The following is a 15,251-nucleotide window of genomic DNA, read 5'->3' on the forward strand; positions in this document are numbered from 1 at the left end:
CTGACGCCACCAGTTCTGGATCACGCCTTCATGCACAGTCGCGCCATCGCGGTTGAAGCCATAGAACGGGCCGGCCGGCACGTCGCGGAAGAACTGCGCACGGTTTGCGGCAAGGGCTGAGCGGAAGCCGTCAAAAACCTCCATCGGCAGGCCTTCCGGATTGGCTTCGGTCTTGACCATGATCGGCGGTACGGCGGAAACGAGAACCGCCTTGGCGACACGGCCGGCGGGTTCGCCATGCTTGGCGACATAACGCGCAACTTCGCCGCCGCCGGTGGAATGGCCGATATGGACGGCATTCTTCAGATCCAGCGCTTCGACGACGGCGAAGGCGTCGGCGGCGTAGTGGTCCATGTCGTGACCATCGGCAACCTGGGCGGAACGGCCGTGACCACGGCGGTCATGGGCGACAACACGAAAACCCTTGGAGACGAAGAACAGCATCTGCGCATCCCAGTCATCGGACGACAGCGGCCAGCCATGGTGGAAAACGATCGGCTGGGCATCCTTCGGGCCCCAGTCCTTGTAGAAGATTTCGGTTCCGTCTGTCGTCTTAACAAAGCCCATGATCGTTTCTCCTTCGGTTGCGTTGGAATGGTGCATCCTGTTGTGCGCCGTTTTGATGGAGGGATAATGACGCAGGAAAATGACTTCAACAATTACAATAATAATTCGGAATGAATTGCATTTTTGGCAATAATAATCGAGCTGCCCGCTGCCAGATGAATTGCGGCACGGGCACTAAACGGCATGAAGCTCCAAAGGTTGCACCAGATGGCGCAAGCGGTTGGTAAATGATTGCGGGCAGAACGCTTAGCGCCTGCCCGGAGCTTGAAACAAACTCTCCAACGTCGCCCTCGGCTTGAGATGCCCGGCTTTCAATCCACCTCGGGATCGTATTCCCTCGGGCTGTCATCCCGGGAAAACAGCACGCAAGGACCGCGAGAGCCGCGCGGATCATAGGCATAACCCTTGGCGGTGAGTGCCTGCATGATGTCGCGGACGCCGGCAAGACCGTAGAGGTGGTCGTGCAGCTCGACGAATATCCGCTCCACGCCGCTCAGGTCGGCCCTGCCTAGCAGATCGCGTTCCGCACCCTCGATATCCATGACGAGCGCTGTAATGCCGCGGCTCGCGATGAATTCATCGATGTTGGCGGAGGAGATTTCGATGCGTTTTTCATAGGGACCCTGATTTTCGTCCATGGACGACATCCAGAGATCCCTGCGAACGTAAAAAGAATAGGAGCTCGGCTCGTCGGCGGTAAGAAGCCCCTGCGAAAACACGACGTTGCCCCGGCAATTGGCCTTGATCACCCGCTCGGCCAGCGCCGCAGTCGCGGGGTTGGCCTCGAAAGCCCATACGGAAACATCCTTGATGCCTGCAATGATCGACGTAATGATCCCGATACCGGAACCCAGCTCCAGCACCCGATCACCGGGCTTGATGGCTTTCAGGACGCTGCGAGCCTCCTTCGCCTCGTAGCTGCCGTCGGTCAGCGCCTGCCAGATGACGGGCGACACCTCATCGGAAGAAAGAGGCAGGGCAACTCCATGCACGTCCAGTATTTCCATGTCTCAAGCCTTTTCGCAAAATCCGGTCGTCTCGCCGCAACGGTCCCGTATCAACCGAAAATGCTCTACAGCATCGTTGCGGTAACCGGTATGGGTTTTCGCGAGCGACAGTATCACTTGGTAAAAATTCCAATGGCCGCCAGGATAGGCGCCTCTCAGGCAGAGCTCCAGGCGACGAGCTCCTTGGCCGGCAGCGGCCTGCTGATCAGATATCCCTGAACCTGGTCGCATCCCAGACGCCTGACGCATTCATATTGCTCTTCCGTCTCGATACCTTCCGCAATCGTCGTCATTCGCAAACTGCGGCCAACGCCGACCACGAATTCCACGATCGCCAGCGCATCCCGGTCGCTGGTGATATCGCGCAGAAAGGATCGGTCGATCTTGATCTTGTCGAAGGGGACGCCGCGCAGATTGGCGAGCGATGAATAGCCAGTGCCGAAATCATCCATGGCGATCTTGATGCCGACTGCCTTCAACCGCGACAGCGTGTTGATCGTCTGGTCGCTCTTGTTGAGCAGGATCGATTCGGTGATCTCAAGTTCGAGCCGGCTTGGTTCCAGTCCGCTTTTTTCAAGCGCGCCCATGACGTTTTGAATAAGGTTGGTACTGTGGAACTGAACGGGCGACAGATTGACGGCCACCTTCATGTCCTCGTCCCAGCCCATCGCCTCGCGGCAGGCGGTTTCCATCACCCACTTTCCGAGCGAATGGATGAGACCGGTTCTTTCCGCGACGGGAATGAACACACTGGGGGGCACATCGCCGCGCACCGGATGTTTCCAGCGAAGCAACGCCTCGAACCCGCAGAGCTTGCGCGTCTGCGTCGCCACCTGCGGCTGGTAATAAACTTCCATCTCGTCGTTCTGCAGTGCCGTCTGCAGATCGGCTTCGAAGGATTTCTTCTCGGTCAGCTGCTTCTGCATCCGAACCTTGAAAACGCTCGCACGGCCCGGACCGATGGCTTTCGCCTCGTAAAGCGCCAGATCCGCCCGCTTGAACAATTCATCCGCATCCACTGCACCGTGCGATATGGCGATGCCGATGCAGGTGCCGATTTTGACCTCCTGCTCACCCAGCTGATAGGTGCGGCTGATCTGATCGATGAGCTTGGTGGCAAGACGGCGCGCGGCGTCCTCATTCAGATCGTCGGAGACAACCGCGAACTCATCGCCTCCAAGGCGGCAAACCATGTCATAATCGCCGCCAATGGCCGAGAGGCGCTGCGCCACGGCCTGAAGCAGCGCATCGCCTGCATCGTGGCCGAGCGTGTCGTTGACATCCTTGAACCCGTCGAGATCGAGCAACAATATGGCTGTCGTACCGGTGCCACCGAAGGACCGGCGCAGCCGCTCGATCAGTTCCTGCCGAAACAGCGCCCGGTTCGGCAGGCCCGTCAGCGCATCATGATAGGCATCATGCTCCAGACGGACATTCTTTGCCTGCAACTCCAGCGTCGCGGCGCGCAGATCGTCCGTCAGCCCGCGCATGCTTTTCTGCGCGCGGTTCAGGAGATCGTTCTGGCGAAGCAGCAATATCACAAGCGCGATGCCGCAGAGGATGAGACCGCCAGCCAGCGCCGTATAAACGATGTGGAGCTTGCGGACATCCTCATGGGCGGTATCGATCAGATTCACATCATACGCGACGGAAGACGAGGCGAGCGTCGTCATCGGCGCATCCAGCGCGCTCATAGCGGCAAGAAGATCCGGCACATCGCTCGAATTCAAGCTGTTTATCTGCTGTTCGAGACGCGCCAGAACGGCGTCAAGGCGGGTTACCAGATCCCGCCATTGCTGCTTTTCATTGATGAAAGCGCCGAGGTTGCCCTGCTTCAACAGCTCCAGGCGACTGAGCATGATATCCAGACGCAGCTGCAATTCATCCCGGTCAACCCTGCCGGGATTAAGCGCGAACACGGCGAGTTTATTCTGGAGGCGCAGATATTCGGCTACGGTCTGGCTGACGGCCCATGAGTCATTATAGCGGGCGAACTTCTGCAGAGCGGTCTGCCGCTCGGCAATGACGAAAGCGATATAGCCCGTTGCCAGGACGAAGCAACAGATGATCACCGCCACAAGTTTTCGCAAACGGCACCTTTATTCCACTATCAGTTTGGCAACTTGCCATGCGGACCGCGAATAATAAGTCTGCTTCTGCAGTTCCGGGTCGCTGTCATAGGGATAGATGACAAACAACGGGCCCTTTTCGCGTACTGTCATATAGTTGCCATCCAGTTTGATGGCGAGGATAACATTGAATTTCTTAAAGTCTTCAACCGGTATCGTGCTCACATAATCGTTGAGAGCCACCGCCGTGACACTGGTGCCCTTTGCGCCGACGACATCCATCAGCTTGGCAAGCGACACACCGTCAAAACGGACACGGCCGTCGTGCCACGGTGTCGTCGTCTCCACGGTGTCCATGCCGAGCGCTTCCAGCATGTCGCGGTCAAATTCCGCAGCTCCATCGGTATTGGTGTTGGTGATGTTGCCGGATATGGTTAATATCGGCTTGCCCTGCGGCTTGGCTATGTCTCCCGCCTCGGCACAGGAAAGCCACACGAGCGACATGAACGCACTGAGAAGTACCCGGGCGAAATTCATAATTTTTCTCCATCGATAACGTTCAGGTCGAGGGTTTTCGCCAACCCTGGAAGGTCAAGGGAACCGCCAACAGCATATATATCAGGAACCGATGTTATATCCTCACTGAGATTTTATCCGTATTTTCTCTAGGTATTGAGTAAACCCTTTGGATAATTTTTCCGTCTTATTGTACTTTTTGACGTTGCGCGCCCTGTTATGACGCAACCGGCAACGCCGCGCACCGCCCGCCCCTGATCCGTCCAGCGTGACCACGGCCGAATTGTGGCCGAATTTCCACCGTTTCCTTACGGAGCAACGTGATTCGCGCCCGCCGTTGCGGCCGAAAAACGGCATCGACTTCCATGGCGGCACAAACGGCGGATGATGGTTCCGCGTCACATAAAAATCATGGCATTACCTCGGGCAAGCGGTTGAAACATACCGCCCGGAACTTAATATAAGCACTGTCGTTTCCGTTTCCGGCAGTCCACGACCTCCGCCGGAAAAGCCCAGACACCTGTTCCACGCTGCGAAAGCTGCGACGCCGGATTTCGTCCGGCCAGGAAAATTCTGTTCACCTCTCCGGGCCGGGCGGCATGCGCCGCATCGGCCGCATCATGAAGGTAGCCCCTATGCACACCTATCCCGACATCAAACTTCTCGTTGGTGGCGAATGGCGCGATGCCGTTTCCGGCAAGACAATCGCCGTCTCCGATCCGGCGACGGACGAAATCATCGGCGCGATTGCGCATGCCGAGAAGGAAGACCTCGATCTGGCGCTCGCCGCCGCCGAGCGGGGTTTCAAGGTGTGGCGCGACACCTCGCCTTTTGAGCGCTCCAAGATCATGCGCAGGGCGGCCGACATATTGCGCGAGCGCAAGGACAAGATCGCCTACATCATGACCCGCGAACAGGGCAAGCCGCTGGCGCAGTCCGCCACTGAAATCATGGGCGCGGCCGACACCATCGACTGGTTCGCAGAAGAGGCGCGCCGCACCTATGGGCAGGTCATCCCGGCGCGGGCAACCGGTGTCTCACAGCTTGCCATCAAGCTGCCGGTCGGACCCGTTGCAGCGTTTACGCCATGGAACTTCCCGATCAACCAGATCGTCCGCAAGCTTTCCGCCGCGCTTGCAACCGGCTGCTCCATCATCGTCAAGGCGCCGGAAGAGACGCCGGCGTCGCCTGCCGAACTCATCCGCGCCTTTGTTGATGCCGGCGTTCCGGCGGGCGTCGTCGGCCTCGTTTATGGCGTACCGTCAGAGATTTCGGAATATCTCATTCCGCATCCGGTCATTCGCAAGATATCCTTCACAGGCTCCACGCCCGTTGGCAAACATCTGGCTGCACTGGCCGGCAGGCACATGAAGCGCGCAACGATGGAACTGGGCGGCCATGCGCCTGTCATGATCTTCGACGACGCCGATATCGACAAGGCCATCGAAGTCACCTCGCTTGCCAAGTTCCGCAATGCCGGCCAGGTCTGTGTCGCCCCTACCCGCTTCCTTGTGCAGGACGGTGTGGCCGATCGGTTCCTTGAAGGTTTTGTGGAAGCAACCAAGGCGATCAAGGTGGGCAATGGCCTGGAAGATGGTGTCGTGATGGGCCCGCTCGCCAATGAGCGTCGCATCCCGGCGCTGGAAGGCCTCATCAACGACGCCGTTTCGCATGGCGGCGAATTGAAGACCGGCGGCCGCCGCATCGGTAACAAGGGCAATTTCTTCGAGCCGACGGTTCTCGCCAATGTGCCGACATCAGCCAAGATCATGAATGACGAGCCCTTCGGCCCGGTCGCCATTATCAACCGGTTCTCAAGCTTCGATGACGCCATCACCGAGGCGAACCGCCTGCCCTTCGGCCTTGCATCCTATGCCTTCACCGGTTCGGTCAAGACCGCGCACGCGCTTGGCCAACAGGTCGAGGCCGGCATGCTGACCATCAACCACAACGGCCTTGCTCTTCCCGAAGTCCCCTTTGGCGGCATCAAGGACTCCGGTTATGGCACGGAAGGTGGCTCCGAAGCAGTCCAGGCCTATCTGGAGACGAAGTTCGTCAGCCAGATGAGCTGATTTTCTCAGAAAATTCTTCTCCCGCCGCGGAGAAGGTGGCCCGAAGTGCCGGATGAGGGGGCAAGCTCGCGACTTTTCGCTGACCTTGCCTCCTCATCCCGCTACCGCGAACTTCTCCCCGGACGGGGAGAAGACGTTTGTGCCACGCGCTCGGTCCGTCAGCAGTATTCGAAAGCGACTCAGTATTCCCTTGCCTCGCCTCTCCTCCTGCCTTAAAGGAACAAAAAGTGAACTTTGGGGACATTATGGGCGACGCAGCGGCACCGGCACTGAAGGAAATCTTCAACCACGAGAAACTGCAGCATATCGCCAATCAGACCAAGGCCGTCCATCCGCCCTTTGACGTTTCCGCCTTCATGGCGCTCGCCACCGAAAACCTTGAAGCGCTGGGCATCATGCAGCGCATGCGGCAGGTGGCAACAAGCCTGCATGCGACGCTTCCGGGCGACTATGCCCGCAACATCGAAATCCTCACAGCCGCAGCGCCCGGCATCGGCAACGGTTTCGCTTCGATTTCGCTTCCGGAGTATGTCGCGCTTTACGGCCTTGATGATTTCGATCTTTCCATGGGCGCGCTGCAATATTTCACCCGCTTTGGCTCCTCGGAATTCGCCATTCGGCATTTTCTGCAAAAGGACCTGACCGCCACCCTTGCCGTGATGGAAACCTGGTCACGGCACGAAAATGAGCATGTGCGGCGGCTTGCAAGCGAAGGCTGCCGGCCTCGCCTGCCATGGTCATTCCAGCTCAAGCCCCTGATCGATGATCCCTCGCCGGTTACCGCGATCCTCGACACCATGAAAGCAGACCAGGCGCTTTATGTGCGCAAATCCGTCGCCAACCACCTGAACGACATCACCAAGGATAATCCCGCTTTTGTGCTGGCGCTCATCGATGGATGGCCGAAGGACAACCCGCATACACGCTGGATCATGCGGCAGGCCTTGCGCACGCTGATCAAGAAGGGCGACACCGCAGCGCTTGCCCATCTCGGGGCGCATGAGGAGGCGCAGATTACACTTGCGGCGTTCGAGGTGTTGCCGGCAAAAGTCGCTCTCGGCAATCCGGTGCGGATTTCCGCCTCTTTCACTTCGACGGGGAATAGCCGGCAAAAGCTGGTGATCGATTACGCCGTGCATTATGTGAAGAAGAGCGGCGATGCCTCCGCGAAGGTCTTCAAGTGGAAGGAAGTCGAGCTTCCGCCCGGCGAGACATATACATTGTCAATCAGCCGCGCCATACGTGATTTTACGACCCGCAAACACTATCCCGGTGTCCACCGGGTCGACCTTGTGATCAACGGCAGGCTGATAGCCGAAAGCGCATTCGAACTTCTGTTTTAAGCGGACAAAGGCCCTGGCGCCTTACGGCGCCGGGAAAATCTTCGCCCGGCGAATGATGACGGAACCGCGATCTCCGGCGGCGACGTCGTTTTCGGGCGGCACGTCGAATTCCAGAATATCGCCGCCGTCGGTGCTGGCGATCACCCGGCGCTCACCGGCGCGGTCAAGGACGCGCTCCACGGAGGCCGGTATGCCTTCATGCAGGTCTTCCCACTCCAGATCGCCGGGACGCGCGTAAATATCAACCGCGCCATCGCCCTGAGCATAGGAGAAGGGCAGTTCATTCTCACCCACATACACCTTTCCGCCGCGCGCCACACCCGCAACCCGGTTGGCGTCGCCCAGAAAGCGCATGACGAAGGCACTGTTCGGCTGGCGGCAGACCTCCTTCGGCGTGCCCTGCTGCACGATTTCGCCCTGATTGAGAATGACGACCCGGTCGGCCAGATCGAGCGCCTCTTCCTGGTCATGCGTCACGAAAATCGTCGTGATGCCGAGCGAATCGTGGATCTCGCGCAGCCAGCGGCGCAGGTCGCGACGCACATTGGCGTCCAGCGCTCCGAAAGGCTCATCCAGCAATAGCACCTTGGGATCGACCGAAAGCGCCCGCGCCAGCGCCACGCGCTGCCGTTGGCCGCCGGAAATCTGCGCGGGAAAACGGTCGCCCAGGCCATCGAGCTTCACCAGTCGCAGCAATTCTTCGACGCGCGCGGCGATAGCCGCCCTGTCCCGGTTCACCTTAGAGACCTTCATGCCGAAGGCGATGTTTTCGTTGAGCGTCATATGCGGAAACAGCGCATAATGCTGGAACACAAATCCGACACCGCGGTCACGCACCGGAATATTGGTGGCATCCTCCTCCCCGAAGAAAATCTGGCCGCCATCGCTATATTCGAGGCCGGCGACCATGCGCAAAATCGTGGTCTTGCCGGAGCCCGACGGACCGAGCAGCGCCAGAAGCTCGCCGCTTTCGATATCAAGCGAAACATCGCGCACGGCACGGAACGTATCAAAGGTCTTCACCACATTTTCGAGGCGGATTTTCATGGGAATCAGGTCTCCGTGGCGATGGCGGCATCGGCGTTGGTCTTTTTACGCCCGCGCCCTGCGCCGCGCCGTTCCAGCGCCACCTTGGCGATGATGGTGACGACGGCGAGGGTCGCGAGGATCGACGCCGCGGCGAAAGCGCCAGCCGTCTGGTAATCGTGATAAAGCAGCTCGATATGCAGCGGCAGCGTATTGGTCTGACCGCGAATATTGCCTGACACGACCGATACGGCGCCAAATTCCCCCATTACGCGGGCGTTGCACAGCACGACACCATAAAGCAGCGCCCATTTGATGTTCGGCAAGGTCACCGAAAAGAAGGTTCGCCAGCCGGATGCGCCAAGCGAGGTCGCCGCCTCCTCGAGATCACGACCCTGCGCCTGCATGAGCGGAATGAGTTCACGCGCCACGAAAGGTGCCGTCACGAACATTGAGGCGATAACGATGCCAGGAAGCGCAAACAATATCTTGATATCATGCGCGTCGAGGAACGGCCCGAACAGGCCCTGCAAACCATATACGAAGAGATATGCGACACCGGCAACGATCGGTGAAATCGAGAAAGGTATCTCGATCAGCACCAGCAGGAAGCGCCGGCCCGGGAAATCGAACTTGGTGATGGACCATGCCGCTGCAACACCGAAGGCCGTATTGACCGGCACGGCGATTAGTGCGGTCAGCACCGTCAGCATAATGGCGTGACGAGTATCCGGATGGGTGATGGTGGCCGAATAGGCCTTCCAGCCCTGCGAGAACGCTTCGACACCGATGATGACGAGCGGTGCCACAACGAGAAGCGTGCCGATGATGAGCACGAAGGCGATCAGGCTGCGGCGCACAAGAGGTGCATCGCCGACACGGGGCGGTTTGCGATGTGAGGAAACGCCGCTCATCTTCTCAGCCCCTCGCCGTATATCGAAGCGCGCGCGCCTGCAGATAATTGGTCACCGCCAGCATCACGAAGGCGGTGATAAGCAACACGGAGGCGATGGCCGCTGCCGCCTGATAATCATATTCCTCGAGCCGGATGAAGATCAGCAGGGCGGTGATTTCCGTCGAGAACGGCTGATTGCCGGCGATGAAGATGATTGCCCCGAATTCACCCAGGCTGCGGGCGAAAGAGAGCGAGAGACCGGCGAGCAGAGCCGGAGTCAGGAGCGGCAGGATGATCTTGCGGAAAATCTCAAGATCGGAACCACCGAGCGACTGCGCCGCTTCTTCCAGCGCCGGATCGAGGTCTTCCAGCACCGGCTGCACGGTGCGCACGATGAAGGGCAGGCTGGTAAAAGCCATCGCCACCATGATGCCAAGCGGCGTATAGGCCACCTTGATGCCGAATTGCGCCAGCACCGAGCCGAACCAACCATTGCCGGCAAACAGCGTCGTCAGGGCGATGCCGGCGACGGCGGTGGGAAGCGCGAAGGGAAGATCGACGATCGCATCGACAAAACGCCAGCCGGGAAAGCGGTAGCGCGTCAACACCCAGGCGAGCGCAAGTCCGAAGATCACATTGAACAGGGTTGCGGCCAGTGCGCAGAGCACGGTGACACGGTAACTGGCGACGGCCCGCGGCGAGGAAATGATGGACCAATACTCGGCGGGCCCGAGGCTTGCCGCCTTGAACACAAGCGCCGAGAGCGGCAAAAGCACAATGATTGCGACGTAAGTGAGGGTAACGCCAAGGGACAATTTCAGCCCCGGCAGAACATTCCGCTTCAAACCCCGCCCCCATCAATCAAAAAGCGACCCGGCAGTTTCCCGCCGGGTCATTCAAATGTTGCTGTCGCTGTGATTAGCGGCTGCCGTAGAGCGTATCAAGCGTCGCGCCGGATGCAAAATGCTCTTTCTGGATTTTAGTCCAGCCACCGAAAACGTCATTGACGTTGACGAGGCGGATGGCCGGAAACTTGTCCTTGAACTCACCGACAACCTTTTCATTATGGACACGGTGGCCGAATTCAGCGGCGATGCGCTGCCCCTCTTCAGTATAGAGGAAGTCGAGATAGCTTTTCGCCAGATCGCGAGAGCCACGCTTGTCGACGACCTTGTCCACCACGGCAACCGGGAATTCGGCCAGCAGACTGACGGAGGGCACGACGCCTTCCACCTTCTGGGCGCCATATTGCTTGGCGATGCCGCGGGTCTCCGCTTCAAAGGTAATCAAGACGTCACCGATTTCACGCTCCACGAAAGTGGTGGTTGCAGCGCGGCCTCCCGTGTCGAAAACAGGCGTATTGTCGAAGATTTTCTTGACGAATTCCTGGACCTTCGCGTCGTCGCCCTTGAACTTTTCCTTGGCGTAGGCCGTGGCGGCGAGATAGGTGTAACGGGCGTTACCGGAGGTCTTCGGATTGGGGAAAACGACCTTCACGTCGTCGCGGACAAGATCGTCCCAGTCTTTGATTCCCTTGGGGTTGCCGGCGCGGACAAGAAAAGAGGGGAAGGAATAGAAGGGCGATGCGTCATTCGGGAAATCCTTCTGCCAGTCAGCGGAAACGAAACCCTGCTTCACCAGAAAATCGACATCGGTCACCTGGTTGAAAGTGACGACATCGGCTTCAAGACCCTCGACGATGGCACGCGCCTGTTTGGAGGTGCCGGCATGCGACTGATCGACGGTTATTCCCGGATGCTGCTTGATGAAAGCCTCGTTCTCGGCCGCGAAGACCTCGCGGGCGACATCATAGGACGCGTTGAGAATGGTAGTCGGAGACTGCGCCTGCGCCGCGACTGAAAAAAGAGCGGCGATGGCAGTTCCGATAATGAGAAGACGTTTCATGAATACCCCCGGCAATTCGAATGGTGCTCAACATAGCGGGCGGCAGCAACGCCCGCGAGAAACAACTATGCCTTGCCGGAGGATGGATTGGAAATTTCGCCCAAATAATATTCACTTGGAAGGCGAGGATTTCATATAGGCCCGGAAGCTGGATTTCTTTTGCGCCTGGCTAAAGGCGATGATCGGGAAAAAGGTTGCCGGAATGCTTGGCGAGATAGGGCGCAAGGTCCTCCTCCCGCACCTCTTCCAGCCGCGCCGGCGACCAGCGGGGATTGCGATCCTTGTCGACGAGGGCAGCGCGCACGCCCTCATAAAAATCACGTTGGCGCAATATCTCCGTGCCGGCAGCAAATTCCCGCTCAAGGCATTCGATGAGGCTCGCGCTTTCCCGACCCAGGCGCAGCAGCTTCAGGGTCAGCTTCAGGCTGGTGGGAGAGCGCTTTTGCAGAGCCTCGAGGGTCTCGCGTGAAAATGCATCTTGGCGCGCCGAAAGCGCGGCAAAAATCTCCTCGACCGTGTCAAAACGAAATGTCGCGTCGATGATCTCCCGATTGAGGGATAAGATACCTTCGCCGGCCTCAATGGCATGCGCCGTGATCGCCGTCTCAACACTGTCCGTATCCGCCGATCGCGATAGATCCTGAACCAGCCTGCCAAGGCGATCCGAAGGAACAAGATAATCGGCAAAGCCCGCATAGATGGCGTCGGCGGCAGTAACGGCATTGCCCGTCAGCCCCAGCCAGGTGCCGCATTCGCCCGGCGCCCGTGGCAAAAGCCAGGACCCGCCAACGTCAGGAAAATAGCCGATGCCCGTCTCCGGCATGGCGAGCTTTGTGCGCTCCGTGACGATACGATGGCTGCCATGGGCTGAAATGCCAACGCCGCCGCCCATGACAATACCATCCATCAGCGCCACATAGGGCTTGCCGAAGTGGGCGATACGATAATTCAGCGGAAATTCTTCCCGCCAGAAATCAAGGACCTGTGGGTCGCCCGCCTTGCCGAGATCGTGAATGATACGGACATCGCCCCCCGCGCAAAGCCCCCTGTCCCCTTCTCCCGTCAACACCACGCAAGCAACGCCGGGTTCCTCCTCGAAACGCTGAAGCGCATGGAACAGGTCGCGCACCATCGGCAAGGTCAGGCTGTTGATGGCCTTCGGCCGGTTGAGGCGAATGATGCCCGCCCCTCCCTGTTTTTCGACGATGACCTGCGCATCCGTTTCCATTCTCCGCTCCAAGACCGCCTCCTCCGCTGCCCGTTCGTTCGGCCATCTTGGCGGCCTTGGCGCAATCACGCAACGTTGATCTTGCGTGGCAGGAACGTCTTTCGCTCAAACCGCTTTAACGGGCAGAAAATGCCAGAAATCGGTTTTCGCAATGCAGCATGTTTGCTTGACGCCCGGAAAATCATGGCATGTAATGGCCTCTGGAAATGCCGGCATTGATTCCTGTCGAGCGTGTGCCGGACCAAAGCGGAATGTCGCCTTCTCATAGGCGCTGTAAACAGCAACGGGAGACGAGCATGCAGGTTTCGGAACACGAATGGATCAGTAAACGCGCATATACACTCTGGGAAAAGGAAGGCCACCCGCACGGGCGCGATGCGCACCATTGGGAACAGGCCAAGCATGAATTTTCGCTGCTGAAGACGTCGGAAGCGACGAAGCCCGCAACGCGCAAGAAGGCCGCTCCCAAGGCCGCCGCGGCAGAGGCGGCACCGGATGCGCAAGCTGCCGCAAAACCGAAGGTCCGTGCCAGCAAGGCTACCACCACGAAGTAGCAAACACCTACGCATCGATCAAAAGTCTGGAAGCAACCAAGTAGTGCGCGGGTGTGTAGCCTCGCCAGATGCGTTTTACGGAGCATACTGGAAGCGCTTCCCACACGTGTAATGTCCCCGGCAACAAACCGGGGACATTTTTCACAAATCATGTTTGACTGGAAAGTATTCCCGCCAGTCTAAGCTTTATTGTCTCGACAGGCATTCCGTATCCGCCGGATCACAAGCTCGATAGCTCCGTGGTGCCTGCTCGGGCGGACGAACCTGCTCCTGTGACGGAGCGCGGCCTTCGGGACGTCGTTGTTCTTCAGGCTGAACACGACGCTCGGGGCGGCGCTGACCATCATCCTGGTTGAACTGACGGTTGCGGTCGCGATTTTCATCTTCCCAACGGCGGCGGTCATCGTCGCGACGCGGCCTGTCCTGATTTCTGTCGCCCTGGTTCCAGTCGCCGTAGCGACGTTCCCAACGACCATCATTCGGACCACCACCCTGGCGGGGATCACGCCACTCATCGCGGCGGCCATCACGCCAGTCGTCCCGGCGACCATCGCGCCAGTCGTCACGCGGACGTGGGCGATCCCATCCAGCACTCGGGGGCGGGGCGTTCCAGTAGCCGCCTGATGGCGGCGGGCGACGCCACCGGTCACGTTCGCGGTAAAAGTCGCGATCGCGATAATAACGGTCCCAATAACGGCCGGCTTCGAAGGTGATTATGGGAACGCCGAGATCGCGATAATAACGGGGCTCGACGTAGACCCGGTTTTGCCGGAATGTCGTCTGGATGTAGCGGCCGGCTACCCAGCCTCGACCGTTGACGAAAGACACGTCACACCACGGCGTATCGGACAGGCAGCCGTGTACCGTCAATGGCGCGCCGACGGGGATCACGACAACAGCCGGATAGGCCGTGCTGGGACCGGAGCGCATATTCACATTCGCGGTGGCGAATCCCCGCGTCGCAGCTTCGGCAAGGGCCGGCGCGGCGAGCATGGCCACCAGCGCAATTGCGCCAAACAGTTTTTTCTTCACTTCTTTCTCCTCAAGCAAAGGCCCGCTTTGCCCTTGTCGGCATCCATCCTGTTCGATGGACGAGTATGCGTTCCGCATACTGCCACGATCGGAAAATACGCGCTCTTCCATGAACGCAGCATGAAACAAATGAGGGGCCGCATCAGTTCCCCTGCGGCAATGAGCGCCCGATAAATCGCTGCCGGAGAAAGCCTCCGGTCTTGACTTCGGGGGGCAATCGTCCGACTTCAATGCAACAGCAATATGGAGCAGAGCCATGAGCGAGACCGCACAGACGACCGTCGACCAGAGCGAAGTGGATCGCTTCTCCGCGATGGCCGCAGAGTGGTGGAGCCCGACCGGCAAGTTCCGCCCGCTGCACAAATTCAATCCGGTGCGTCTCGAATATATCCGCAACCGCATCTGCGACAATTTCGGCCGGGACCCGAAGGCGCACCGCCCATTGGAAGGGCTGCGTGTTCTCGACATCGGCTGCGGCGGCGGTCTTCTCTCCGAACCCGTCGCCCGCATGGGCGCCGATGTGGTAGGCGCGGATCCCTCGGAAAAGAACATCGGCATCGCCTCCACCCACGCCCGTGAAAGCGGGGTGAGCGTCGACTATCGCGCGGTGACGGCCGAACAGCTGCAGGAAGCCGGCGAAACCTTCGACGTCATCCTCAACATGGAGGTGGTCGAACACGTGGCCAATGTCGATCTCTTCGTCACCACCTGCGCGAAAATGGTACGCCCCGGCGGCCTGATGTTCGCGGCCACCATCAACCGCACGCTGAAAGCCCGGGCATTGGCGATCTTTGCCGCCGAAAATGTTTTGCGCTGGCTGCCGCGCGGCACGCATCAATATGAAAAGCTGGTCCGCCCGGAAGAGCTTGAGCGACCGTTGGTTGCAAGCGGAATGGATATCATCCACCGGACAGGCGTCTTCTACAACGTGCTGCAGGATCGCTGGAACCTCTCGCCGGATATGGACGTCAACTACATGATGCTGGCAAAGCGCCCGGCGCAGGGGTAACGCCGGGCGTTCCGTGAGCGATGTCTCT

14 protein-coding genes are annotated in these 15,251 nt (G+C 59.1%); 4 read left to right on the forward strand and 10 right to left on the reverse strand.

Features of this window, described 5'->3' with window-relative positions:
• The 4 genes from K7A42_RS24205 to K7A42_RS24220 all read right to left on the reverse strand — a co-directional run.
• Nucleotides 1-567, reverse strand: a 567-nt coding sequence (locus K7A42_RS24205) for an alpha/beta fold hydrolase (protein WP_282456039.1), incomplete at its 3' end; no start/stop codon positions are given.
• A gap of 311 nt (nucleotides 568-878) precedes the next feature.
• Complete coding sequence (locus K7A42_RS24210) at nucleotides 879-1,574, reverse strand: FkbM family methyltransferase (RefSeq protein WP_006698480.1); 696 nt, start codon at nucleotides 1,572-1,574, stop codon at nucleotides 879-881.
• A gap of 155 nt (nucleotides 1,575-1,729) precedes the next feature.
• Nucleotides 1,730-3,652, reverse strand: a complete 1,923-nt coding sequence (locus K7A42_RS24215) for a putative bifunctional diguanylate cyclase/phosphodiesterase (RefSeq protein ID WP_006698481.1) — start codon at nucleotides 3,650-3,652, stop codon at nucleotides 1,730-1,732.
• A 21-nt stretch (nucleotides 3,653-3,673) separates the two neighbouring features.
• Nucleotides 3,674-4,180, reverse strand: a complete 507-nt coding sequence (locus tag K7A42_RS24220; protein WP_003585660.1) for an oxidoreductase — start codon at nucleotides 4,178-4,180, stop codon at nucleotides 3,674-3,676.
• Between the two features lie 614 nt (nucleotides 4,181-4,794).
• Here K7A42_RS24220 and K7A42_RS24225 point away from each other — a divergent pair.
• Together K7A42_RS24225 and K7A42_RS24230 are read left to right on the forward strand one after the other, a co-directional pair.
• The gene (locus K7A42_RS24225) at nucleotides 4,795-6,231 is read left to right on the forward strand and encodes an NAD-dependent succinate-semialdehyde dehydrogenase (RefSeq protein WP_282456040.1); all 1,437 of its coding nucleotides are present in this window, start codon (nucleotides 4,795-4,797) and stop codon (nucleotides 6,229-6,231) included.
• A 245-nt stretch (nucleotides 6,232-6,476) separates the two neighbouring features.
• On the forward strand, nucleotides 6,477-7,574 hold the full coding sequence (locus K7A42_RS24230) for a DNA alkylation repair protein (RefSeq protein WP_282456143.1): 1,098 nt from the start codon (nucleotides 6,477-6,479) through the stop codon (nucleotides 7,572-7,574).
• Between the two features lie 21 nt (nucleotides 7,575-7,595).
• Here K7A42_RS24230 and K7A42_RS24235 read toward each other — a convergent pair whose 3' ends face one another.
• The 5 genes from K7A42_RS24235 to K7A42_RS24255 form a co-directional block, all read right to left on the reverse strand.
• The gene (locus K7A42_RS24235) at nucleotides 7,596-8,621 is read right to left on the reverse strand and encodes a sulfate/molybdate ABC transporter ATP-binding protein (protein WP_003585657.1); all 1,026 of its coding nucleotides are present in this window, start codon (nucleotides 8,619-8,621) and stop codon (nucleotides 7,596-7,598) included.
• 5 nt (nucleotides 8,622-8,626) lie between these two features.
• A complete protein-coding gene (gene cysW / locus K7A42_RS24240; RefSeq protein WP_022562944.1) occupies nucleotides 8,627-9,514 on the reverse strand; it encodes a sulfate ABC transporter permease subunit CysW in 888 nt (295 codons plus the stop codon).
• Between the two features lie 4 nt (nucleotides 9,515-9,518).
• Nucleotides 9,519-10,340 carry a sulfate ABC transporter permease subunit CysT gene (gene cysT / locus K7A42_RS24245; protein ID WP_003585655.1) on the reverse strand — a complete coding sequence of 274 codons (822 nt, stop codon included), beginning with the start codon at nucleotides 10,338-10,340 and terminating at the stop codon, nucleotides 9,519-9,521.
• 73 nt (nucleotides 10,341-10,413) lie between these two features.
• The gene (gene cysP, locus K7A42_RS24250) at nucleotides 10,414-11,400 is read right to left on the reverse strand and encodes a thiosulfate ABC transporter substrate-binding protein CysP (RefSeq protein ID WP_022562946.1); all 987 of its coding nucleotides are present in this window, start codon (nucleotides 11,398-11,400) and stop codon (nucleotides 10,414-10,416) included.
• A gap of 169 nt (nucleotides 11,401-11,569) precedes the next feature.
• Nucleotides 11,570-12,628 carry an enoyl-CoA hydratase/isomerase family protein gene (locus tag K7A42_RS24255; RefSeq protein ID WP_416220922.1) on the reverse strand — a complete coding sequence of 353 codons (1,059 nt, stop codon included), beginning with the start codon at nucleotides 12,626-12,628 and terminating at the stop codon, nucleotides 11,570-11,572.
• Between the two features lie 296 nt (nucleotides 12,629-12,924).
• Between K7A42_RS24255 and K7A42_RS24260 the strand changes: the two genes are divergently transcribed.
• Nucleotides 12,925-13,182, forward strand: coding sequence for a DUF2934 domain-containing protein (locus K7A42_RS24260; RefSeq protein ID WP_174151291.1), 258 nt, complete (start codon nucleotides 12,925-12,927; stop codon nucleotides 13,180-13,182).
• Nucleotides 13,183-13,368: 186 nt separating this feature from the next.
• Here K7A42_RS24260 and K7A42_RS24265 read toward each other — a convergent pair whose 3' ends face one another.
• Entirely contained in the window at nucleotides 13,369-14,214 is an 846-nt protein-coding gene (locus K7A42_RS24265; protein ID WP_034497603.1) for an SH3 domain-containing protein, read from the reverse strand.
• Nucleotides 14,215-14,470: 256 nt separating this feature from the next.
• Here K7A42_RS24265 and ubiG point away from each other — a divergent pair, with 256 nt between their 5' ends.
• On the forward strand, nucleotides 14,471-15,223 hold the full coding sequence (ubiG, locus tag K7A42_RS24270; protein WP_003585646.1) for a bifunctional 2-polyprenyl-6-hydroxyphenol methylase/3-demethylubiquinol 3-O-methyltransferase UbiG: 753 nt from the start codon (nucleotides 14,471-14,473) through the stop codon (nucleotides 15,221-15,223).
• Nucleotides 15,224-15,251: the final 28 nt, after the last annotated feature.

This window comes from Agrobacterium sp. InxBP2 (genome assembly GCF_026191755.1).
GTDB classification, from domain to species: Bacteria; Pseudomonadota; Alphaproteobacteria; order Rhizobiales; family Rhizobiaceae; genus Agrobacterium; species Agrobacterium pusense.